At 47.4% G+C, this 23,079-nt stretch carries 15 protein-coding genes; 6 read left to right on the top strand and 9 right to left on the bottom strand.

The annotated features are described in order from the left end of the window. Nucleotides 1-194 precede the first annotated feature (194 nt). Complete coding sequence (locus BM021_RS01775) at nucleotides 195-1,118, top strand: peptidylprolyl isomerase (protein ID WP_090718102.1); 924 nt, start codon at nucleotides 195-197, stop codon at nucleotides 1,116-1,118. Nucleotides 1,119-1,172: 54 nt separating this feature from the next. Here the strand turns inward: BM021_RS01775 and ppx are convergent, their stop codons facing one another. Next, on the bottom strand, nucleotides 1,173-2,657 hold the full coding sequence (gene ppx, locus BM021_RS01770) for an exopolyphosphatase (RefSeq protein WP_090718098.1): 1,485 nt from the start codon (nucleotides 2,655-2,657) through the stop codon (nucleotides 1,173-1,175). 58 nt (nucleotides 2,658-2,715) lie between these two features. On the opposite strand from ppx, the gene sixA reads away from it, so the two are divergent. Continuing rightward, a complete protein-coding gene (gene sixA / locus BM021_RS01765; protein WP_090718094.1) occupies nucleotides 2,716-3,228 on the top strand; it encodes a phosphohistidine phosphatase SixA in 513 nt (170 codons plus the stop codon). A gap of 100 nt (nucleotides 3,229-3,328) precedes the next feature. Here the strand turns inward: sixA and BM021_RS01760 are convergent, their stop codons facing one another. The 6 genes from BM021_RS01760 to BM021_RS01735 all read right to left on the bottom strand — a co-directional run bounded on the left by BM021_RS01760 (nucleotide 3,329) and on the right by BM021_RS01735 (nucleotide 14,623). Beyond that, a complete protein-coding gene (locus tag BM021_RS01760) occupies nucleotides 3,329-3,772 on the bottom strand; it encodes a helix-hairpin-helix domain-containing protein (protein WP_090718091.1) in 444 nt (147 codons plus the stop codon). 193 nt (nucleotides 3,773-3,965) lie between these two features. Beyond that, nucleotides 3,966-4,325 carry a YajD family HNH nuclease gene (locus tag BM021_RS01755; protein ID WP_090718088.1) on the bottom strand — a complete coding sequence of 120 codons (360 nt, stop codon included), beginning with the start codon at nucleotides 4,323-4,325 and terminating at the stop codon, nucleotides 3,966-3,968. A 150-nt stretch (nucleotides 4,326-4,475) separates the two neighbouring features. Further along, nucleotides 4,476-8,249, bottom strand: a complete 3,774-nt coding sequence (locus BM021_RS01750) for a beta strand repeat-containing protein (protein WP_090718085.1) — start codon at nucleotides 8,247-8,249, stop codon at nucleotides 4,476-4,478. Nucleotides 8,250-8,322: 73 nt separating this feature from the next. After that, a complete protein-coding gene (locus tag BM021_RS01745) occupies nucleotides 8,323-10,200 on the bottom strand; it encodes an integrin alpha (protein WP_090718082.1) in 1,878 nt (625 codons plus the stop codon). Between the two features lie 246 nt (nucleotides 10,201-10,446). Beyond that, entirely contained in the window at nucleotides 10,447-12,276 is a 1,830-nt protein-coding gene (locus BM021_RS01740; RefSeq protein WP_090718079.1) for an AMP-dependent synthetase/ligase, read from the bottom strand. A 22-nt stretch (nucleotides 12,277-12,298) separates the two neighbouring features. Beyond that, nucleotides 12,299-14,623 carry an acyl-CoA dehydrogenase gene (locus BM021_RS01735; protein ID WP_090718076.1) on the bottom strand — a complete coding sequence of 775 codons (2,325 nt, stop codon included), beginning with the start codon at nucleotides 14,621-14,623 and terminating at the stop codon, nucleotides 12,299-12,301. Nucleotides 14,624-14,854: 231 nt separating this feature from the next. Between BM021_RS01735 and dapE the strand changes: the two genes are divergently transcribed. Together dapE and BM021_RS01725 are read left to right on the top strand one after the other, a co-directional pair. Then, nucleotides 14,855-16,084 carry a succinyl-diaminopimelate desuccinylase gene (gene dapE / locus BM021_RS01730; RefSeq protein WP_090718073.1) on the top strand — a complete coding sequence of 410 codons (1,230 nt, stop codon included), beginning with the start codon at nucleotides 14,855-14,857 and terminating at the stop codon, nucleotides 16,082-16,084. Beyond that, a complete protein-coding gene (locus tag BM021_RS01725) occupies nucleotides 16,081-16,953 on the top strand; it encodes a DUF6279 family lipoprotein (protein WP_090718071.1) in 873 nt (290 codons plus the stop codon). The genes dapE and BM021_RS01725 overlap by 4 nt, the downstream gene beginning before the upstream one ends. 2 nt (nucleotides 16,954-16,955) lie before the next feature. Here BM021_RS01725 and BM021_RS01720 read toward each other — a convergent pair whose 3' ends face one another. Together BM021_RS01720 and BM021_RS01715 are read right to left on the bottom strand one after the other, a co-directional pair. Then, complete coding sequence (locus BM021_RS01720; RefSeq protein WP_256207724.1) at nucleotides 16,956-17,582, bottom strand: DsbA family protein; 627 nt, start codon at nucleotides 17,580-17,582, stop codon at nucleotides 16,956-16,958. Between the two features lie 42 nt (nucleotides 17,583-17,624). Next, nucleotides 17,625-19,124 (bottom strand): helicase HerA-like domain-containing protein, encoded by a 1,500-nt coding sequence (locus BM021_RS01715; protein WP_090718066.1) that lies wholly within the window; start codon nucleotides 19,122-19,124, stop codon nucleotides 17,625-17,627. A 147-nt stretch (nucleotides 19,125-19,271) separates the two neighbouring features. On the opposite strand from BM021_RS01715, the gene glk reads away from it, so the two are divergent. Together glk and glgP are read left to right on the top strand one after the other, a co-directional pair. Further along, the gene (gene glk / locus BM021_RS01710) at nucleotides 19,272-20,360 is read left to right on the top strand and encodes a glucokinase (RefSeq protein WP_090718063.1); all 1,089 of its coding nucleotides are present in this window, start codon (nucleotides 19,272-19,274) and stop codon (nucleotides 20,358-20,360) included. A gap of 93 nt (nucleotides 20,361-20,453) precedes the next feature. Further along, a complete protein-coding gene (glgP, locus tag BM021_RS01705) occupies nucleotides 20,454-23,009 on the top strand; it encodes an alpha-glucan family phosphorylase (protein WP_090718061.1) in 2,556 nt (851 codons plus the stop codon). Nucleotides 23,010-23,079: the final 70 nt, after the last annotated feature.

The raw sequence follows: 23,079 nt of genomic DNA, 5'->3' as shown, positions 1-23,079 counted from the left end.
TAATGTTTTAGTAGTCATCACAGCTTTATTTCTTTTTGCGCTGTTTCAAGAATTCTTTCTCATGCAGCCGAATTCTTTCTCATGCAGCCAAATGTTCCCTTGATATAAAACTGAAGCTTATCAATGATAAAACCATTGCCTCACTTTAATTTCTAGCAGTAGAATTCATTTTTAACCGGAAGGAGGCGGTGATCATGGTTTTTATTGAAAATTTTAATAAAACTGTATTATCCGTTTGTTTGTTGCTATTACCATCTACTATCCAGGCCAACCCAGTCGCTTGTTTTCATACCAACATGGGTCAATTTTGTATTGAGCTTTTTGAAACGCAGACCCCAATAACGACCGCTAATTTTCTTAACTACATCAATAGCGGTGCTTACACCAATGGAATTTTTCACCGCAGCGTTCCTGGTTTTGTGATTCAAGGTGGTGGTTTCAAGTTCGTCGATGGCAGCAATGGGAAAACACTTGCTCCCGTTAATACGTTCGCTCCCATTACTAATGAATTTAAAATCTCCAATACGCGTGGAACTGTAGCCATGGCAAAAGTCGCCAATAATCCGAACAGCGCCACCAGCCAATGGTTTGTCAACCTTGATGATAACTCTCAGAATCTGGATTTTCAAAATGGCGGTTTTACCGTATTCGGACGTGTCATTTTTGATGGAATGAATGTCATCGATGCCATCGAGAAACTGCCTGTAACCAACTTGGGCGGCAGCTTTACTGAGACTCCAATCATCAACTTTGATGGCTCACAAATTTTAGTTAGCAATTTCGTACAAATTGATCATGTTGAAATCACCCATGCAGCGGGTATTTTCACTGAAGGAACTTTAAGTTTTGCTGTTGATATTGGCGCTGACCAAACGTTAGCGGTTAGCTTACGTTTGGTCGAAGATAATCCGAACCTGGTATTTGAGCTTGATCCGGCCAGTATTGCAACATTACAAGCAAAGCCAACCGACATTGCAAATTTTTCCAGTCAGAGTGGTCAATTGCATATTCCGTCCGTCATGATAAACACTTCTACAGTTGTCACTAACGTATTGATGCAGTTGGCCAATCCACAATCATTTCAGTTTACCTTGTTAAGTTTTGATCCAATTAATTGATTGCTGCACAATTCGCCCAATCAAATCTTCAGGCTTCTTATAATCAATCAGAATTTAATTAAATGCCAACTTAATATCCGCAGCCTGTAGAAAACTTTGCTCAGTATTCAAATCGACGAGCGTTAAAGGATGTTTATCCAGCCAACCTGATGGGAAGGCCAGATCAACCCGGTTTTTGTTCACGCTGATGCGCATTTCCGGCAGACCGCTATTGGATCGGCTTCTATGCAACACGACTGCCAGCCTTAACAGAATACAAAGCCTGATCGCAGAGGTTCTTGTTGAAATGGCAACCGATTCAAATTCTTCCAGTGGAAACTTGCGGCGGTGGCTTCGAACCAGCATCGCGAGCTTCATTTGTTCCTGGCGGGAAAAACCCGCCAAGTCTGAATTTGCGGTCAAGTAGGCACCATGTCGGTGATACTGGTTATGGGCAACCGACAAGCCGATTTCATGCATTAAAGCTCCCCACATCAGTAATTTCAAATCCTTTTTCTCATCCAGTTCCCAATCGTTTTTTACCTGATGGAAGAAATTTTCAGCCGTGTCCCTGACCCGGTTCGCCTGTTCCATATCAACGCTATATCTTTGCGCTACTGCCATGATGGTTTTGTCCCTGATATCCTCGTTATGCACCCGGCCAATCAAGTCATACAACAAACCTTCGCGTAATGCGCCTTCCGATACATCCATCTTTTCCAGATTGAGGATTTCAAACACACCGCACAAAATCGCTACACCGCTGGCAAATACAGGTTTTCTGCGCTCTGACAAGCCAGAAAAATTGATCAATGCACTATCGCCGATGGCAATCAGTGCTTCCAATAACTGAGTCAATGCTGAAGCGGTAATGCCTGAATCGCACCACCCTTGTGCTTGCACTACATCGCGAATGGCAATAATGGTGCCGGAAGATCCTATGGCATGATCCCAACCCATTTTTTTATATGCCGTTTCAATCGACTCCAGTTCCTGCATCGCAAATAAGATGGCCTTGCGCATTTTTTTGGCTTTTATCTTGCCATCCTCAAAAAAACGCCGCCCCATATTGACGCACCCCATATAAAAACTTTCCGTACAGTAGGTGTCAAAACCACGGCCGATAATTAATTCGGTACTGCCGCCGCCGATATCAATGACCAGGCGTTTATTGACTTCATCATAGACGCTGTGTGCAACACCGGAATAAATCAACCTTGCTTCCTCGCGCCCGGCAATGATTTCTATCGGATGACCCAGCGCGCTATGCGCCTGCGACAAAAAAACGCCGCCATTCCTAGCCTGCCGCAAGGTATTGGTGCCGACAGCGCGAACATTCACATGCGGAATTTCCCTGATGCGTTGGCCGAACCGCTGCAAGCATTCCAAGGCTTGCTGCATGGATTCCTCAGACAGCTCCTGCTTGTCATTCAATCCGGAGGCCAGCCTGACCATCTCCTTTATGCGATCAATGACCTGTAAATGTCCGTCCACCAAGTTGGCAACAATCATATGAAAACTGTTTGAGCCCAAATCTACAGCGGCGTAAGATTCATCCATATGAGGTATCCTGGGAATGGTAATATGTCGATTGATGAATAAGTTTATAAAATGATTTATGCAAAAGCATCAGTTGATTATCATGCGGCATGCCAAATCAGACTGGTCTGAAGCGGATAAATTGGATCTCGACCGTCCTCTGACAGCACGCGGCAAAAAATCTGCAAAACTCATTGGCAAGTGGTTGAAGCAAAAAGCCTATCGCATTGATCGAGTCATTTGCTCACCTGCGCTACGGGCAAAACAGACCTGCCAACTGGTCACAAAGAAGCTGGATACACCTCAGAATAACATACTGTGGGAAAACGGGATTTATGATGCTTCACTTGATGAGTTGATTTCCCTTATTAATCACCACAGTGAAGGAATTCATACCTTGCTCATCATTGGCCATAATCCAGGACTCGATCAACTGCTCTGTTATCTGTCCAAAGATCCGCCATCGGTTAACAGCACCGGTAAGCTATTGACTACTGCCGCAGTTGCTGTGCTTGATTATGGTCATGACGCCATCACAGCAAAATCCCACCACGCACACCTGCAATACCTGATCAGACCTAAAGAATTATAAAAGTACCCTTCAGTCTTTTGCCTCAATCACAGAAACAGAAAATTTTCTCAACTGTATATTTGCTTAAGTCATTTGTTTTCCTACCGGAAAACTTATTTAATCAGGATTTCTTTTTATCTTTTCCTTTTTTCGTACCTTCTTTCTTCTTGTTTTTATTTTTTTCCTTCTTTTTCTTAACCTTATCTTTTATTTTTTCTTTCTTCTTGCCGCTCTTTTTATTTTTTTTCTTGTCCTTATCCTGATCTGTTTCTATCTCTATCTGATTTGCAGCTTGATTGACTACAGTTGCCTTCGGACTCGCAGCTTTCTTAACGGGGGCTGGAGGATGACTGGCTGAAGTAGCTAATTGTTTGGCTGTTTTACCCTGCAAACAATCCAACGCCGCTTTCTTGACGGCTCGTGCACGTAAATCACTAAACCCCGGCACTTTCTGCAGTTCTGCCAGGCTGATTGATGCCAGCGCTTCTACGGTATTAATGTTGTGTTCAGATAACAGCCTGGCCGTGACGGGACCGATTCCAGTTACATCAGTTAATTTAACCATGACTAGACTCCCAGTTCGCTTGAAAATCCCATTATATCCGTCTGTTCATTAAATACAACGAGCCTGAGATTGAGCTTTCATTAGTCACAGTTTTACTTTATCAGGCCTACGCTTATCCATTGAGTAGATTTTGTTGAAGATGAGGATTATCTCTAAGAGTACCGGAATGACTGTTAGAAATTGATATGCTGAATTACGGCTTATTTTTTAGCATATCCTTCAGATTGGCAAATGGACTGAACGTGGCAATCGTTTCATTTTTCTTACTATCGATACGACCCGTTGCATCTTTAAGCTTGGAATGTTCATGCTCATGACAATAGGTACACAGTAATTCCCAGTTACTGCCGTCAGGTGGATTATCATCATGATTGCTGTTCTTGTGGTGCACTTCCAGTAACTGCAAATTTTTATGATCAAACGTGCGCGCACAGCGGCCGCATACCCACGGAAACAACTTGAGTGCCTGTTCGCGATAGCCTTGGGCGCGTTTTTCTGCATTCCGACGCGCTTCCAGAACTACTTTATCCAACTTACTGGTATCTTTTGCCATTGATTTGTCTCCTCCGTAGCGGAGGTCAAGCTAAATTGTGATAACGTTTAAGGAATCTCTACATTCCTCACACATTTGTCATTCCAAACACAATCAAGAATCTAACGACATGAATTTCTCGCTGCGCTCGAAATGACAGTTATTCAGAGCTTACGACGCAAAATCCGTCGCCACATTCACGCCAACCAATAGCACTGCCGCATCATTAAAGTAAGTATGAAAATTCCCATGAATACCTCCATCTCCCCAGCCATGGCTTAATCCAACGATGCGATCACCTGCATTACCATTGACTTTCAAGGTATTGCTGGTGTCTGACAAGCTGAGTAAATCTGCTGCGGTTAACGTCAAGGTGTTGTCACCCGTACCAAACAGGCGAATGATTTCGATGCCGCTGATCCTGTCGCCTATATCAGTCAGATTAAGATTCAAGCCGCTGCCGCCCAAGGCCAGCGTATCGTTGCCGATGCCGCCATCCACGGACTCAAAGCTCAGGTCGGATATTCGAATATAGTCATCACCTGCTTCACCCAGAAACTCATCAGCACCACCGCGGCCGATCATTCGATCATTGCCGTCCCCCGCCTCGAAGCGTTCCGCCGCTGAAGTGCCCGTGAGGACATCATCCCCGGGAGTACCGCTTATCACACCATCATCAGTAAGGCTGCTTTTGCCAAATACCACATAACTGGATCCGGCATCACCAAGACCATTCGGATCAGCGCGATGGGCACCGACAACAATATCATCAAAACCGTCGCCATTGACGTCCCCTGCAGCGCTGACCGACTCGCCCATGACATCATATGCTGCTACTCCATTTACGCGAAAACCACTATTGCTGTTCAGGGTCGATAGATCCAGCACGGCATTAAAACCGGTGGCCTTGCCAAACACCACATAACTTGAACCAGAGCCATTTAGGGCCGCGGGAGCCCCTACGAGTAAATCATCAAAATCATCGCCATTGACGTCACCTGCGTCACTGACAGAGAAGCCAGAAAGATCCACTGCAACGCTATCAAGACGGAAACCATTGCTGCCATCTAAGCTGGACAAATCCATAGTTGCAGCAAAATCAGTCGCCTTGCCAAACACCACATAAGCGGAGCCCAAGCCGATACCGTTCGGGTTAGTATAAGGGGCCCCCACAATCAAATCATCAAAACCATCGCCGTTGACGTCTCCGGCACCACTGACAGAGTAGCCCGAACGATCCTCTTCTGCCACGCCATCAAGACGGAAACCATTGCTGCCATCTAAGCTGGACAAATCCATAGTTGCAGCAAAACCCGAAGCCTTGCCAAAAACCACATAACTTGACCCAGAGCCTTTTAGGGCCCCGGGAGTCCCTACTAGTAAATCATCAAAACCATCACCATTGACATCCCCAGCACCGCTGACCGATCTGTCCGAATCCGCACTATTCAGGCGGAAACCATTATTGCCATCAAGGCTGGATAGATCCATCGTAGCGGCAAAGCCGGTAGCCCTGCCAAACACCACGTAACTGGACCCGTGCGCACCAACAATTAGATCATCAAAACCATCACCGTTAACATCTCCTGCATTACTTACCGACCAGCCTCCCCCATCTAGACGAAAACCATTGCTACCGTCGAGACTGGATAAATCCATCGCAGCAGCAAAACCGGCAGCTTTACCAAATACTACGAAACTGGAGCCAGCAAGGGGAGCGCCAACAATCACATCATCAAAACCATCACCGTTGACATCCCCTGCATTGCTGACTGAAAAGCCCGATGCGCCCGCGCCATCTAGACGAAAACCATTGTTACCGTCGAGACTGGATAAATCCATCGCAGCAGCAAAACCGGAAGTTTTGCCAAATATCACATAACTGGAGTCAGCACCGTGAGCACCGACAATCACATCATCGAAACCGTCGCTGTTAACGTCCCCGGCATTGCTGACCCATATTCCGGAAAAATCCTCCTCAGTCACTCCATCCAACCGAAAACCGTTAGTGCCGTCGAGATCGGCTAAATTGATCACATCTTCTTCTATTGTAAACACAGCCCTATTTACCCGCAACAGCGTCCCATTATTGGTAAAAACATGATAATCGCCCTCGATGCCGCCATCCTTCCAGCCATTATTTCTTAGCCCAACACGATCACCCGCATCGCCATTGACTGTAAAAGTATCGGTAGTGTCAGACAAGCTCAACAAGTCCGGCAAGGTGAGCATCAATGTATTATCACCGCTACCAGTCAGATCAATGGTTTCGATGCCATCGATGGTGACGTGAAAGTCGGCCAGATTCAAATTGATGCCACCAGCCTCCAATACCAGCGTATCGTCGCCGGTGCCACCATCCACCTGTTGAAAATCAAGATCCGGGACCACAATGTTATCGTTCCCGGCCTCACCATGAAACACATCCGCCCCGCCGCGGCCGATCATTTGATCATTGCCGTCACCCGCCTCGAAACGCTCCACTGATGAAGTACCCGTGAGGGTATCATCTCCCGGGGTACCAAGTATGACATCACCAGTAAAATCGCTTTTACCAAACACCACATAACTGGCACCATAATTACCTTCATTTTCAACAATAGCACTGGGGTCACCGACAATCAAATCATCAAAACCGTCACCGTTGACATCCCCGGCACTGCTTACCGAACTCGCAGAAGCCCTATTCATTCCCTCTAAACGAAACCCACTATTGTCGTCCAGGCTGGATAAATTCATGACAGCATCGAAACCGGAAGCCTTGCCAAACACCACGTAACACGAATCAGCAGCATTGACAATCACATCATCAAAACCATCACCATTGACATCCCCTGCACCACTGACTGATCCGCCCACCTGATCATACGGCGCGTTACCAACGAGGCGAAAACCATTATTCCCATCCAGGCCGGATAAATCGAACGTGGCACTGAAACCCGATGCCTTGCCAAATACTACATAACTGGAGCCGGAGTAGCTACCGTTCGGGTCAGAACGAGGGGTACCAATAATCACATCATCAAAACCGTCGCCGTTGATGTCTCCCGCATTGCTGACTGATGTGCTAAGAGAATTATTTTCCAAGTCAACTAAATGGAAGCCGTTGCTGCCGTCGAGATTTGATAAATCCAGGGCAACTTCAAAATTGGAACTCTTACCAAACACCACGTAGCTAGAACCAGAATAAAGCGCACTAACAATCACATCATCAAAACCATCACCATTGACATCCCCTGCACTACTGACTGATCCGCCCACCTGATCATACGGCGCGTTACCAACGAGGCGAAAACCATTATTCCCATCCAGACTGGATAAATCCAGCGTGGCAGAAAAACCGGTAGCTTGGCCAAACACCACATAACCGGCACTATTGGCACCCACAATCACATCATCAAAGCCATCGCCATTGACGTCGCCGGCACTGCTTACCGAAACGCCTATACCTCCCCCTATATCCAGGCGGAACCCCTGGCTGCCACCGAGAGTAGATAAATTAATTTCCGCATCAAAACCAGAAGCCTTGCCAAAAACCACATAAGCAGCGCCTGGGTCACGCGTATAAGGAGGATAATCGCCAACACGACCCCGAGCCCCAATAATTACATCATCGAAACCATCGCCATTAATATCGCCTGCATCGCTGACTATAAACGCGGATGCAGCAGAAAAATCTCTAAGACGAAAGCCGTCCACGCTGGATAAATTCATAATTGCATCGAAACCGGAAGCCTTGCCAAAAACCACATAACTCAAGCCCTCGACAAGGAAATGCCGATACACATATGGAGCACCAATCATCACGTCATCAAAACCATCGCCATTGATATCACCTGCACTGCTGACTGTTTCACCGGAATGATACTGAAAAATTATTTCCCCATCTAAACGGAACCCATTATTGCCATTAAGTGTGGATACATTAATTATCGGTATTGTCATAATCTAAGCTCCTTATAAAATGATTCCTCTAGCTGCTTCAGAATACCGCAAGCACCATTTGTGCAACTTTTCGTTACGCAAAATCTGTCGCCACATTGACGCCCACCAGCAGCACCGCCGCATCGTTGAAGTAGGTATGGAAATCACCATGAACACCGCCATCTCCCCAGCCATGGCTTAATCCAACGATGCGATCACCGGCATTACCATTGACTTTCAAGGTATTGCTGGTATCCGACAGGTTGAGTACATCCGCGGCGGTTAACGTCAAGGTATTATCGCCGGTGCCAAACAGGCGAATGGTCTCGATGCCGCTGATCTTGCCAGCCATAACGGTCAGATTCAGATTCAAACCGCTGCCGCCCAAGGCCAGCGCATCGTTGCCGATGCCGCCATTCACAGACTCGAAGCTCAGATCGGATATTCGGATATAGTCATTGCCTGCTTCACCCAGAAACACATCCGCACCGCCGCGGCCGATCATTCGATCGTTACCGTCACCCGCCTCGAAGCGTTCTGCTGCCGAAGTACCAGTGAGGATATCATCCTCGGGAGTACCCCGTATCACACCATTATCAGTAAAGCTGCTTCTGCCAAATACCACGTAACTGGAGCCAGAGTTACTGGGATTAACTCCTGGAACAATCAGATCGTCAAATCCGTCGCCGTTGACGTCACCTGCACTGCTGATTGGTCCGCTCGGCCCTTCCAGGCGAAAACCGCTATTGCTGTCGAGACTGGATAAATCAATATTAGTATCAAAACCGGAAGCCTTGCCAAATACTACGTAGTTGGAGATAACCACATCATCAAAACCATCGCCATTGACATCTCCTGCATTACTTATAGGCCCTCCGTCTTGGCGAAAGCCGTTTGTGCCATCGAGACTGGATAAATCCAACGTAGCGTCAAAACCGGAAGCCTTGCCAAATACTATATAACTCATATCTTGGGAGACATTGACACTTACATCATCGAAACCGTCGTTGTTGACGTCCCCTGCATTGCTGACCGACCGTTCGAATCCCGCTTCTCCATCCAAGCGAAAGCCGTTTGTGCCATCGAGACTGGATAAATCCAACGTAGCGTCAAAACCGGAAGCTTTACCAAGCACTACGTAGCTGGAGAAGGTTTTACTATACCTATCAGCCGTCGAGACAATTAAATCATCAAAACCATCACCATTGATGTCTCCCGCGTTACTAACCGAATGGCCAAAACGATCATACTTCTCTATCCCATTCATGCTGAAACCGTTCGTGCCATTGATACTGGATAGATTCATTTTGGCTTCGAAACCGGAAGCCTTGCCAAAAACTACATAACTGGCCCCGGTATAATCGTAGCTACCACCAGCAAATTCTGCGCCGATAATCACATCATCAAAACCATCACCATTGACATCACCTGCATTGCTGACTGATGTGCCCGTATTATTATTCCCCGATCCATCCAAACGGAAACCGTTACTGCCATCTAGGCTGGATAAATCCACCATGGCATCAAAACCGGAAGCCTTGCCAAATACTACATAACTAGAACCCCCGTTAAGGCCGTAGTAGTTATCGCCATTATTGCCATCAGCACCAGGAGCACCGGTAATCACATCATCAAAGCCATCACCATTGATATCCCCCGCGCTACTGACAGATCTGCCCAAAGAATCCCATGCCGCTACCCCATCCAGGCGGAATCCATTGTTGCCATCGAGGCTGGACAAATTTATCGTGTCATCAAAACCGGAAGCCTTGCCAAAAACAACATAACTGGATCCAGATCTAAAGCCACTCGAGTCAGCTTGATCGGCACCGATAATGACATCATCAAAATTATCGTCATTAATATCCCCTACACCGCTGACCGATAATTCAGAAAAATCCTGCGATGCGCCAGTCATAGAAAAACCATTAGTGCCATCAAGACTTGATAAGTTAATCACTGTCGTAGCCATATCAAGAACTCCTTCAAAAGGATTTATCAAAAAAACTTACTTGAAAGAAATGCTTATTGCGTTATTTAAAATAACTAAATGGATACTACGCCGGAAAAATCCTACTGACAACCTGAGCAGTTTATGATGGATATGCATTCAAGGAATCTCTGAAAGATTCGCATTTGTTACTACGAATGCAGAGAGAAGATCATGCTACTAATTAAGAAAAAACTTTTATTGACAATCGGATTATCATTAGCAATCCTAATGTCCCTTATAAAGCCTATCGATTTCCGCCTGGTATTTCTCCATCACCTTCGCTCGTTTTAGCTTCATGGTAGGTGTCATCAAACCGTTCTCAACACTCCAGGGTTCCTGAACGACTGCAACACGGCGTATTCTGGCATAGCCCGGAAATCCATTCGTTTGCTGAGTGATTCTGTCCAACAAAATCTCTTCAATCTGCTGTCTTTGCTGCTCATTATCCAGGTTATCATTCAACCCATGCTGTGCGATGAAAGCTTGCCAGCGGGATGGATTCAAAACAGCCAAAACACTCAAATAGGAACGCATTTCACCGACCAGCATCACCTGCTCAAATAACGGATCGCGCAAAATAGCCGCTTCCATATCCGCCGGCGGTACTTTTTCGCCGGTAGACAAGACAATGATTTCTTTCAGTCGGCCGGTAATAGTGACGTGGCCTTGTGCGTCAATGGAAGCGATATCGCCCGAGTTGAGCCAGCCATCCGGTGAAAGGACGGCTTTCGTGGCTTCCGGATTATTCCAGTAACCCAGCATCACATTAGGCCCGCGAATCAGCAATGCATTGTTCTCGCCCAGTTTGACCTCTACCCCGGGAATCGGCAAACCGACACTGGCCGGCACGTTATCTTCAAGCCGGTTGGCACAGGCGACCGGGCTGCTTTCCGTCATCCCGTATCCTTGCAGGATAGGCAATCCCAGGCCGATGAAGATACGTGAAACTTCCGCCGATAACGCGGCACCGCCGCTCATCACAAACCGCAACCGGCCGCCCAATTTACCCATCACTTTATCAGCCACCAGTTTCTTCAGTAATGGCCAGAACAGATGTGTGAACCGCCAGTTCCCCCTTCCCTGCTGACGTTCAAAACGGCTGTAACCTATCGCAACTGCGAAATTAAATAACCAGCGCGCAAAACCGGGACCTTCAGCCAGTTTTGCATGTATACCGGCATACACTCGTTCATAAATGCGGGGAACCGAAATCAGCAATGTCGGGCGAATGGTCAGCAAATCTTCTTGCAACTGCGGAATCGAGCGTGCATAAGCAATCACGGCGCCTGCCATCATCGGCACATAATAGCCCGCTGTACGCTCAAAGGTATGAGATAAAGGCAAAAAGGAAAGCAATACATCATCCGGTAATACCGGCACGATTTGCAAACAGCTATCGGCGTTGCTCAGTATATTGTGATGACTGAGCATCACCCCTTTGGGACGACCTGACGTACCTGAGGTATAAATAATGGTGGCAAGGTTGTGCGGATCATCGCCAACATGCTTGACTTCACTGGCTTGTACAGGCAGCCAGTCGTAGGCGAAGACAACCCGGGTATTATCGCGTAAATTTCGGTTGTCTCGCTCAAAAGACTGGAGTATGACAATTCGCTGTACCCCCTCTATCTGATCGCGTATCGTAAGAAACTCCTGCCATTGATCCGAATTCTCGAGCAACAGCAGCTTGACATTCGCGTCATTGATGATATAAGCCGCATTTTCAGCGCGATCATCGGTATATAAAGGAATTACCACCAGTCCGAGACCTAGCGCTGCCTGCTCGAACATGACCCATTCCGGGCAATTCTTCATCATCACCGCCACCCGGTCACCAGCCACCAGGGGTTCTTTTGCTAATCCCGCTTGCCAACGAGCGACGAACTGATTCATTTGCTCCCAGGTATAGTTATCCCATTCCTCGCTGATTGGGTTGAAATAGCGATACGCGATTTTTTGCGCCGAGCGTTGCACACGTTCTCTAAAAAGACCATCGAGTGTTTTTGCCTTATCTACCGGGATAATCTCTGCCATTCTGTCTTGCCCTGCTTTCATCGTTTTCCCTTTAATGAGTGCTTTAATTGTTACTGCTTACTTCACTAAAATCCGGTGAAAAATCATCTACCTTAATAACCCGATTGCGCAGGTCTTTCATCCGCTTCAGCAAATCAGCTTCTGCATCCGTGATAATTTTGAGTTGCAATGCCTGTGTAATTTTCTCATCGCCTCGCGCAGTAATTTGGCGCAATTTCACAGCTTCGCGTAGCCTCGCTTCAATTGCACCGCCTTCGATGACACATTGCAAGGCTTGCTCGAGATCCGCCATCGGCTCGTTACCTGTCGTTGGTACATAAATTCCAGCAGTCAGTCGGTTGCGCACAGCACCTGGCTCCATCATCAGCCGGGCAATTTCATGGGCCAGCTTATCTGCCGGTGGTTTGCAGCGTTTGCCGAGCGGGAAAACCAATGCTCTCAGCAAACAAACCCACACCTTATGTGCCGGAAAATTGTCCAGAAACTCATCAAATGCCTGCTGCATGCGGTAAATGGCGTCCTGCATCGACCAGTGCAGCAATGGCAAATCTGAGCTTGGGCGGCCATCGTCTTCAAAACGCTTCAGTGTCGCCGAGCATAAATACAGCATACTCAGAATATCACCCAATCTGGCGGACAATCTTTCCTTACGTTTGAGCGAACCACCTAGTCGCATCAGTCCGATATCGGCGATATAGGCAAAGCTGGCAGAGAAACGTGCCAGCTGGCGGTAATAAACCGCCGTCTCAGGCGTGCTGTTTTCCGGCGCATTGCTTTTGATGTAATTACCGAATAACGCATACAACAGACTGTTCACAATATTGCGTAGCGTAAACTTTACATGACCGATCAAGGCTTCATCAAAAGCCCGTGAAGCACGATCCGGATTGGTATCATGCGCTGCATTGATTTCCTTTAACAAATAGGGATGGCAACGAATCGCGCCCTGACCAAAAATGATCATATTGCGGGTCAGAATATTGGCGCCTTCCACGGTAATGCTGACAGGAATCTGCTGATAAGTGCGTCCGAGATAATTTCTCGGACCGATGCAAATACCCTTGCCGCCATAGATATCCATCGCATCATTAATCGCCTGACGTCCGCGTTCGGTTAGATGATATTTGACGATGGCTGAAACCACCGAAGGCTTTTCCCCTAGATCAACCGCTCCAGCTGTCATCACACGGGCGGCGTCCATCATATACGTGTTACCACCAATACGCGCCAATGCTTCTTCGATTCCTTCGAACTGACCGATCGGTACTTTGAATTGGATACGTACCCGGCTGTAAGCACCACCGGTACGTGCAGCCAGTTTTGCGCCCCCTACACTGGTGGCCGGCAATGAAATGGATCGCCCTGCAGCCAGGCAGTTCATCAACATGCGCCATCCTTGCCCGACGCCTTCCTGTCCACCAATGATCCAATCCATCGGAATGAATACTTCTTTACCCGAATTGGGACCATTCTGAAATGCCCCATTCAGCGGATAATGACGCCGCCCGATATTCACACCCGGCGTGTTGGTGGGAATCAATGCCAGAGTAATGCCAAGCTCCTCTTTTCCGCCCAGTAAGCGATCCGGATCATACACCTTGAAGGCAAGCCCTAAAATGGTTGCAACCGGCCCAAGCGTAATGTAGCGCTTCTCCCAGGTTACCCGCATCCCTAGCACATCTGTTTGCCCGTCATGCTCACCGCGGCACACAATCCCAAAATCCGGCATGGCTCCGGCATCGGATCCTGCTTCCGGTGAAGTCAACGCAAAGCAAGGCACTTCCAGGCCTTTCGCCAGGCGCGGCAGATAATATTCTTTTTGTTTCTCGGTGCCATAATGCAGCAGCAGTTCAGCCGGGCCGAGCGAATTGGGCACCATCACCGTCACCGCGGCCGTGCCACTGCGGGAACCCAGTTTCATCACCACTTCGGAGTGTGCCAATGCTGAAAATCCGTAGCCGCCATACTGCTTGGGAATAATCAAACCAAAGAAGCCATTCTCCTTGATAAACTGCCACACTTCTGGTGGCAAATCCTTCAACTCATGCGTAATCTTCCACTCATCCAGCATCGCGCAGAGTTGCTCTACCGGACCATTCAGAAAAGCTTGCTCCTCTGCGGTTAATTGCGGCTTAGGATAGGCCAGCAATTTTTTCCAGTCCGGTTTACCGCTGAATAAATCGCCTTCCCACCAAACCGTACCGGCATCCAATGCTTCCTGTTCCGTTTGCGATATCTGCGGCAGCATGTTGCGAAAAATTTTCAGTATCTGACTGGTGACCAGAAAACGACGTATCACAGGAACTGCCAGAATGAGAACAACGATTGCAGCGAATAACAAAATGGCATAGAAGAGGAACTCGAGCATATTGGTTTTTTCCGTAATGAGTTAAGCCCAATCAAGTGATGCGCAATAACGCTAACTGTGCAAGACTTGCATCAGACTGTAAAATTCTGCATCTGCTTAAAAAACTTACAGCTTCAAATTTACATGATAATCGTTCAAATCCCTACTTTCACGCTAAAATTTGACGGAAATATTGTTGTGTAATTCATACACTCGGCTTTTAGAACGACCTAACTTCTTCAGGAAAAATTCATGCCCAATGATACCCAAGACACACTGACGCTTGCTCAACAACTCATTGCCTGCCGCTCGCTGACCCCATCCGATGGCGGTTGTCAGGAGATTTTAATCAGTCGTCTGGAAAAACTCGGCTTTCACATTGAAAGAATGCGCTTTGGCGATGTCGACAATCTTTGGGCACGCCGCGGCAATGCTGCACCGGTACTTTGTTTTGCCGGACACACCGATGTCGTTCCCACCGGCCCGCTTGAACAGTGGGACAGTGACCCATTTACGCCGGCCATTCGGGATGGCCGCCTGTATGGACGCGGTGCTGCCGATATGAAATCATCGCTGGCAGCCTTTATTACCGCCATTGAAGCATTTTTGGCACAGCATGCGCACCATCAAGGATCAATCGCACTATTGATCACTTCGGACGAAGAAGGCATCGCGATTGATGGCACCGTCAAGGTTGTTGAAGCGCTTAGAGCGCGTGGTGAATTACTGGATTACTGCATTGTGGGTGAACCCACCTGTACCGACAAGCTGGGAGATACCATCAAAAATGGCCGGCGCGGCTCTCTATCCGGCAATCTGACGATTAAAGGCATACAAGGCCATATCGCCTACCCGCATCTAGCCAAAAATCCCATCCACCTGGCTGCCCCCGCCATCGCGGAACTGGCGCAAACAGAATGGGACCAGGGCAATGACTATTTCCCCCCCACAACCTGGCACATTTCCAATATCAATGCTGGTACAGGCGCCACTAACGTCATCCCCGGCACACTGAATTTATTGTTCAATTTCCGTTTTTCGACAGCCAGCACCGTTGAATCACTCAAGGCCCGTGTGCATGAAATCCTTGATCGGCACGGCTTTGATTATGAATTGCAGTGGGAACTGTCAGGAAAACCCTTTCTCACACCAAAAGGCGAATTGGCTGATGCCATGCACGACGCCATTGCCCAAGTCATTGCCATCGAACCGCAGCTTTCCACTTCTGGTGGCACTTCAGACGGCCGATTTATTGCAGACATCTGCCCCCAGGTGATTGAATTTGGTCCGCGCAATGCCACCATTCACAAGCTGAACGAACACGTAGAAGTCGACGATCTCGAACAATTGTCGAGGATTTATCAATTAATCATGGAAAATTTGCTGACTGACAAAACTAATAAAACCGAAGTCATCAATTCGGATGCAAGTAGTTTACTCAGTAAGTTAAAAAAATACTTTTTGGCAACTAATAGAAAATGACAAGCACCTTGCGCATGCCTCTTGCAAGAGGCACGATCATCGGCTTACTTCTGCTGCTCAGCAGTTGCAGCATGCTGCGCATGGGGTACAACCAAGGGCCGCAGTTGCTTTGGTGGTGGCTCGATGGCTATGTCAACTTTAGTCACGAGCAGGTTCCGCACGCTAAAGAGGCAATTCACCAATGGTTTGACTGGCACCGCACTACTCAGCTTCCCGAATATGCCGCATGGTTATCGGTATTAAGCCGTCAGATTGATGATTCCGTCACACCGGAACAGGTCTGCGACTGGTACCAGGAACTACGGAACACTACTGCACTGGCGCTCGATCACGCATTGCAGCTTGGCGCGCCGTTAGTACCTGGTCTGGGCGAAACGCAATTGCGCCATCTTGAGCAGCGCTATGCTAAAAGTAATGAGGAATTTCACCGTGATTATCTACAGCCGACCATCGAGGATCGCCAGGAAGCGTCCGTCAAGCGCACTGTCAAACGCATAGAAAATTTCTACGGTAACATTAACGAAGCACAGCAGCGCTTGATCATCGACAGTATTGCCGCTTCACCTTTCGATCCTGCAGCCTGGCTGACTGAACGTCAGCATCGTCAAAATGCAACCTTATTGACACTGCGCCAGCTAATCGCTGAACCCGCTGAAGCCGAGCATATCGTCACTACACTGCGCAAACTGGTCGGGCATACCGAACGCTCCACGAATGCCGACTACCGTGCTTATCAAATGAAACTGACCGAATACAATTGCACCTTCATCGCGCACGTGCACAATAGCACCAGTCAGCAGCAGCGGCGACATGCACGTGAAAAATTAAAAGGCTGGGAAGCAGATTTTCGACTCCTGTCTATCCAATAACGCTACAGTTCTTCTATGATGCGATTGATCGCATCCAGCATAGTTTGATGGTTCAGATAATCAACAGCAATCGGAAACACGGCATGATTGTGGATGAGCCGCAAAGACGGATAAGAATGAACATCCATGCTTCTTGCCCGCTGAATTTCATGCTGCAATTGCTGTTCTATCTGTGGACTGGTTAAATCTCTCTTGAATACCTCCGCATCCAGTCCAATCTCACGCGCACATTCCTGCAATGTTACCAGCAAAGATGGATTCATGGCTTTCTGGTAATACGCCGTTTGAATGGCTTGCAACATTTGCGGCTCAGCTTTAGCATTCTGCTTTCTCGCCGCCAGAATCGCCCGGCAAGCAGGATATGTTGAGCGAATCGGCGTATTGCGTGACCAGAAATCCCAATTAAACCGAACGCTTGGAACGGTTTGCTCTATGCGCTGCCAAGCCTGTTGAATATTCTTTTGCATCGACATGGGCATCGGCGCTGTCGTATCCGGCGCAAGCCCGCCGAGCAGATAGACAATTCCGACATCATCCGGCACATCCTTTTGCAACGCAGTCCAGCTTTGGCTAAATGCATAGCACCAACTGCACATCGGATCATAAATATAAAAAAGACGAGTAAGCACTTTTAAGCCTCTATGGGGTATTTTTGGTAGAGCTATGGTGGGCTAGCGCCGTTTCTGACCTAATAACGATCCAAGCAAACCACGGGTAATTTCACGGGCGATGGATGATCCCACTGATCGGGCGGCGCTCTTCGCAAATGCATCGATCACGCCTTCTCGGCGCCCACCGCGTTTGCTAGATGAACCCAATAATAAATCGCTCAACTCACCCAAAATTCCCTCTCCGGTTTGCTTCTTCAAAATATCTGAACCTGCAGGTCTGCCAGCGCCAACTCGTGCTTGCAATAGTTCAAATGCGCTTTCTCGGTCGATTTCCTGTTCATACACACCTGCCACAATGGAAGACTGAATCAGTTGCTTTCTTTCATCTGCCGTAATCGGTCCGATCTGGCTAACTGGAGGCAGTATAAAAGCGCGCTCAGCGATATCCGGCGATCCATCAGCATCAAGAAAAGAAATCAGCGCTTCGCCTACTGAAAGTTCAAGGATGGCTTGTTTGACATTCAGTTTCAGATTGGGCCGCATGGTTTCAGCAATGGAATTGACTGCTTTTTGATCACGCGGTGTAAAGGCGCGCAACGCATGCTGCACCCGATTGCCCAACTGGGTCAATACCTTTTCCGGAATATCAAATGGGCTTTGCGTGACAAAATAAACACCGACCCCTTTGGAGCGTATCAGACGCACGACTTGTTCAATTTTCTCCAATAAAGCAGGCGATGCCATACTGAACAACAGATGCGCCTCATCAAAAAAGAACACTAATTTAGGCTTCTCACGATCACCGGTTTCGGGAAGATTTTCGTACAACTCGGACAACATCCAGAGCAGAGAAGTACTATACAATCTGGGTGAATTTAGCAATTTGTCAGCAGCAAGGATATTGATGACACCTTTGCCGTCGATGGTCTGCATTAAATCCTCGATATTGAGCATCGGCTCACCAAAGAATTTATCTCCACCCTGTTTTTCTATTTGCAGCAAACTACGTTGGATTGCACCGATCGAAGCTGATGACACATTACCATATTGGGTTTTGAATTGATCAGCATGATCACCAACAAATTGCAGTAAAGCACGCAAATCCTTCAGATCAAGCAACAGCAATCCATGATCATCGGCTACTTTAAAAACCAGTGTTAACACACCCTCTTGGGTATCATTCAGGTTCAGCAGGCGTGCCAATAGCACGGGCCCCATATCGGAAATTGTTGCACGTAACGGGTGACCCTGCTCCTGAAATATGTCCCACAATGTTACCGGAAAGCCTTCCCATGCCGGAGTATCCAGTTGTAGCATATCAATACGTGTTTTCATCTTGCTAGAAAGCGATCCTGGCCTACAAATACCTGTTAAGTCGCCTTTTATATCTGCCATGAATACCGGAACCCCGATAGCGGAGAAGCTTTCTGCCAGCTTTTGCAGCGTAACGGTTTTGCCGGTCCCGGTCGCACCGGTAATGCAGCCATGACGCGTTGCCATCGTGGGCAAGAGCGCCAAATCAGCTATGCTTGTTTTAGCGATGATCAATGGATCAGCCATAATGAATTCAATAAAACTTAAGGATTATCGATTACAGTATTCAGTATGGATTGGTATTAAAACTCATTCTTTCCTATTTCTAAAAAATGTACTGAATGACCGATTGTATGTCAAACCGCAGCAAACCTGATAAAAACATGTGTGGCCATGTATACTATCGATCTGTTTGGGCTAGTACTCACTCGCTCTCAGGCAGGCTCTTCGATCAATATTTTAATTGGTAAGCCATTGAACAGAAAAATTATTTACGGTGATATTGGAGGTACCAAAACCATTCTACAGCTGGCCGAAGTGAAGGATGGTGTAGTTTATCAGCTATTCGAACAGCGCTATGATAGTCAGACATTCATAAATTTTGCTGATCTGCTGAGAGATTTTCTGAACCGAAGCGCAGTAGCACATCCTCCAGTTGCAGCATGCTTTGCAGTCGCAGGACCCATCGTCGCACAGCAGGTTACATTGACCAATTTGCTCTGGCAAATCAGTAGCGCTGCAATTACTGATGAATTTTCTATTCCCAATGTTAAGCTTATCAATGATTTTGAAGGGGCTGCATTAGCTGTCGAAGATCTGTCACTAGGCGATCTGGTTACATTGCAAACTGGGCAAACCCATGCGCATGCAATGCGGGTCGTTCTGGGCGCAGGCACGGGAATGGGTGTGGCATGGCTTCCTTGGCTAGAAGGCCGCTATTTCGCCTTATCAACTGAAGCGGGTCACATAGACTTCGCGCCGACCAACAAATTGCAGGTCAGTTTGTTCGAAACGCTACACGATAAATTTGGCCATGTTTCTGTGGAACGCTTGTTATCCGGCTCGGGATTAACGAATATTTTTAATTTTCTGCAAATGCATCAGATAACCTCCTCCGGTTTGACAGCAACCCATCTGAAAGAAGACAGCGGCGCCACGATAACGACGCTTGCACAAACACACCGACACCCGATCGCCATCAAATCGCTCAATTTATTTGCTGAAATCTACGGTGCTTATGCTGGTAACCTGGCGCTGGCCGGATTGTGTCGTGGAGGCGTATACATTGCAGGCGGCATTGCGCCCAAGATTATCAATATACTCAAATCGGGCGGTTTCATGCGTGCATTCCGAGACAAAGGACGGTTTTCCGCGTTAATGAATGAGATCCCCGTGCACGTGATTACTAACACTGAAATCAGTTTGCTCGGTGCTAAACACGAAGCACATCATCTATTAAAAACAACGAATAGTCAGAATTAAAATTCGAACAGTTTCAAGTTTAAATTCCCGTTCTTCAACGCAATGAATCAACTAATCCTATAAAAAAAGATAATTTTCATTAAGGAGCCCATCATGTTGCCGCGAACTGCTTTCACCATTACTGTCAATCCTAAAATACCGCCACGTCTCAAACGCCTGCAGGAACTGGCTAATAATCTGTGGTATAGCTGGGATCGTGCGACACGCATGCTTTTTTCGCGGCTTGATCCGCACTTGTGGGAGGCGGTAGGACATAATCCGAAGGCATTTCTCAAACGTGTGGATGAATCAACGTTGTTGAAAGCGACAGAAGATCGGGTTTTTCTTGCCACTTACAATAGTATTCTATCGACTTATGATTCGTATCATGACGAGTCATCAGCTCAAAACAATACCGAAGGTTTAGGTGCACAAGATCAGGTTGCCTATTTTTGTTTCGAATTCGGCTTTCATGAAAGCCTGCCCATTTATTCCGGCGGTCTGGGCATTCTCGCTGGAGATCATTGCAAGGCAGCCAGTGATTTACATCTTCCATTCGTCGCCATAGGCCTGCTCTATCGTCAGGGATATTTTTCCCAAGCCATTGACAGTCAGGGCAATCAACAAGTCACCTATACGGTAGCGGATTTTGAAGATCTTCCAGTCACACCGGTATTGCATCCAGACGGTTCAAGCCTGCATATTGATGTAGCCCTGCCCAGGCGCAATGTCATCGTAAAAATATGGCAGGCAAAAATTGGCCATGTCGTCCTTTATTTGCTAGATACTGATTTACCGGAAAACTCTCCGCAAGACCGCTATATCACGCATAACCTTTACGGGGGTGATAAAGTCATGCGCATTGAACAGGAAATTATTTTGGGCATGGGCGGAGTGCGTGCATTACAAGCGCTGGGTATTAGGCCTACCGTGTGGCATATCAACGAAGGTCATGCCGCTTTTATGATCCTCGAGCGTATTCACAATTTGGTACAGCAAGGGCTAGATTTTCCGAGCGCTCTGGAAGCTGTGGCCGTGAATACGATTTTTACTACACATACCGCAGTACCGGCTGGTCATGATTATTTCAGCGCGGACATGACGCGCACCTATTTTGATGACTTCTACCGCAGTCTCAACATTACGCCCGAAGAGTTCATGGCGCTCGGTCATGTGCCTGGAAGTCCTGATTTTAATATGACTGCACTAGCGATTCACGGCTCACGCACGCACAATGGCGTCAGCAAAATACACCGAAGCGTATCAGCAAACATCTGCCAGGATTTATGGCCACAAATCGAGCCGGAAGAAAATCCGATCACCTATATTACTAATGGCATCCATGTGCCAACCTTCCTGGCACAGGAATGGTCTGACCTGTTTGATCGTTATCTCGGCCATGAATGGCGCAATAAGATGTGCGATACCGAATATTGGTCACGTATTGATAACATCCCGGATCACTTGTTCTGGAGTGTACGGCAATCGTTAAAATCGCAGCTATTTTACGGTATCCGCTCCCGTATTACTGAGCAAAACAGCCGAAATCATGGTTCTGAAGCACATCTGGACCGGCTATTAAAGTTTGTTGATCCTATCAATCCCAGCATTCTGACCTTGGGTTTTGCACGCCGCTTCGCAACATACAAACGCGCTGCACTGTTATTCGAGAATCTCGACTGGCTGCGGAAAATCATTCTTGATCAAGAACGTCCCGTGCTGCTGATTTTTGCCGGCAAAGCACATCCGGCTGATATTCCCGGACAAGATGTTATTCGGCACATCAGTCAAATTGCGCGTCTGCCTGAATTTGAAGGACGGCTTTTATTGGTTGAAGGCTACGATCTACGGCTCGCCCGGCGCTTGGTTGCCGGTGTCGATGTCTGGCTTAACAATCCCATTTATCCGCTCGAAGCTAGTGGCACATCGGGTATGAAAGCAGGCATCAATGGCGCGATTAACCTGAGCGTACTGGATGGTTGGTGGGGAGAAGGCTACGACGGCAAGAATGGCTGGGCAATTAAACCAGGCCCGGAGGATATGGCCGCAACACTGCGTGACCAAGAAGAAAGTCGGGCGCTGTATGAAATCCTGCAAGACCAGGTCATTCCGCTGTATTACAACTATGGCAAACTCGGCTATTCACCGGAATGGGTGAAAATGGCTAAACATTCAATGAAGTCACTGCTGCCGCGTTATAGCGCAACGCGTATGCTTGATGAATACATTAAAAAATTTTATCGCCCCGCCAGCCATAAGAGTTTGCTCTATGCAGACAATGAGTATGCTAATGCAAAAAATATTGCCACATGGAAAGCCAGGATAAGAAATGCATGGCATGGGGTCACGCTCCGACGCTTGGATGTTCCTCATGAACGTATTTTCTTTAATGAAGCACTGAATTTCAAAGTGGCCGCCAGACTGAACAATCTGGCGCCGGAAGATGTCGTGATTGAACTACTGATATGTCGTCAGTTTAAGACAACCCACTTATGCAACTTCAAGCATTTCAAGTTTGAATTCACAGAAATCCAGGATTCGGATGAGCATCTGTTCGAACTTGAGCTGACCCCGGAATTATGCGGCAAACAAGAATATTTCATTCGAATTTATCCCTATCACCCACTGATGACTCACCCATTGGAAATGGGTTTAATGGTATGGCTGTGAATGAAGCAATATTTGCTTCTTTATGTAAAACCAGTCCAGTTTTAAATACCGCTGAAAGGGCTACTTAACA

The sequence above is a fragment of the Nitrosomonas sp. Nm166 genome (genome assembly GCF_900112825.1).
Taxonomy (GTDB): domain Bacteria; phylum Pseudomonadota; class Gammaproteobacteria; order Burkholderiales; family Nitrosomonadaceae; genus Nitrosomonas.
This window is presented reverse-complemented; position numbering and strand designations above follow the sequence as displayed.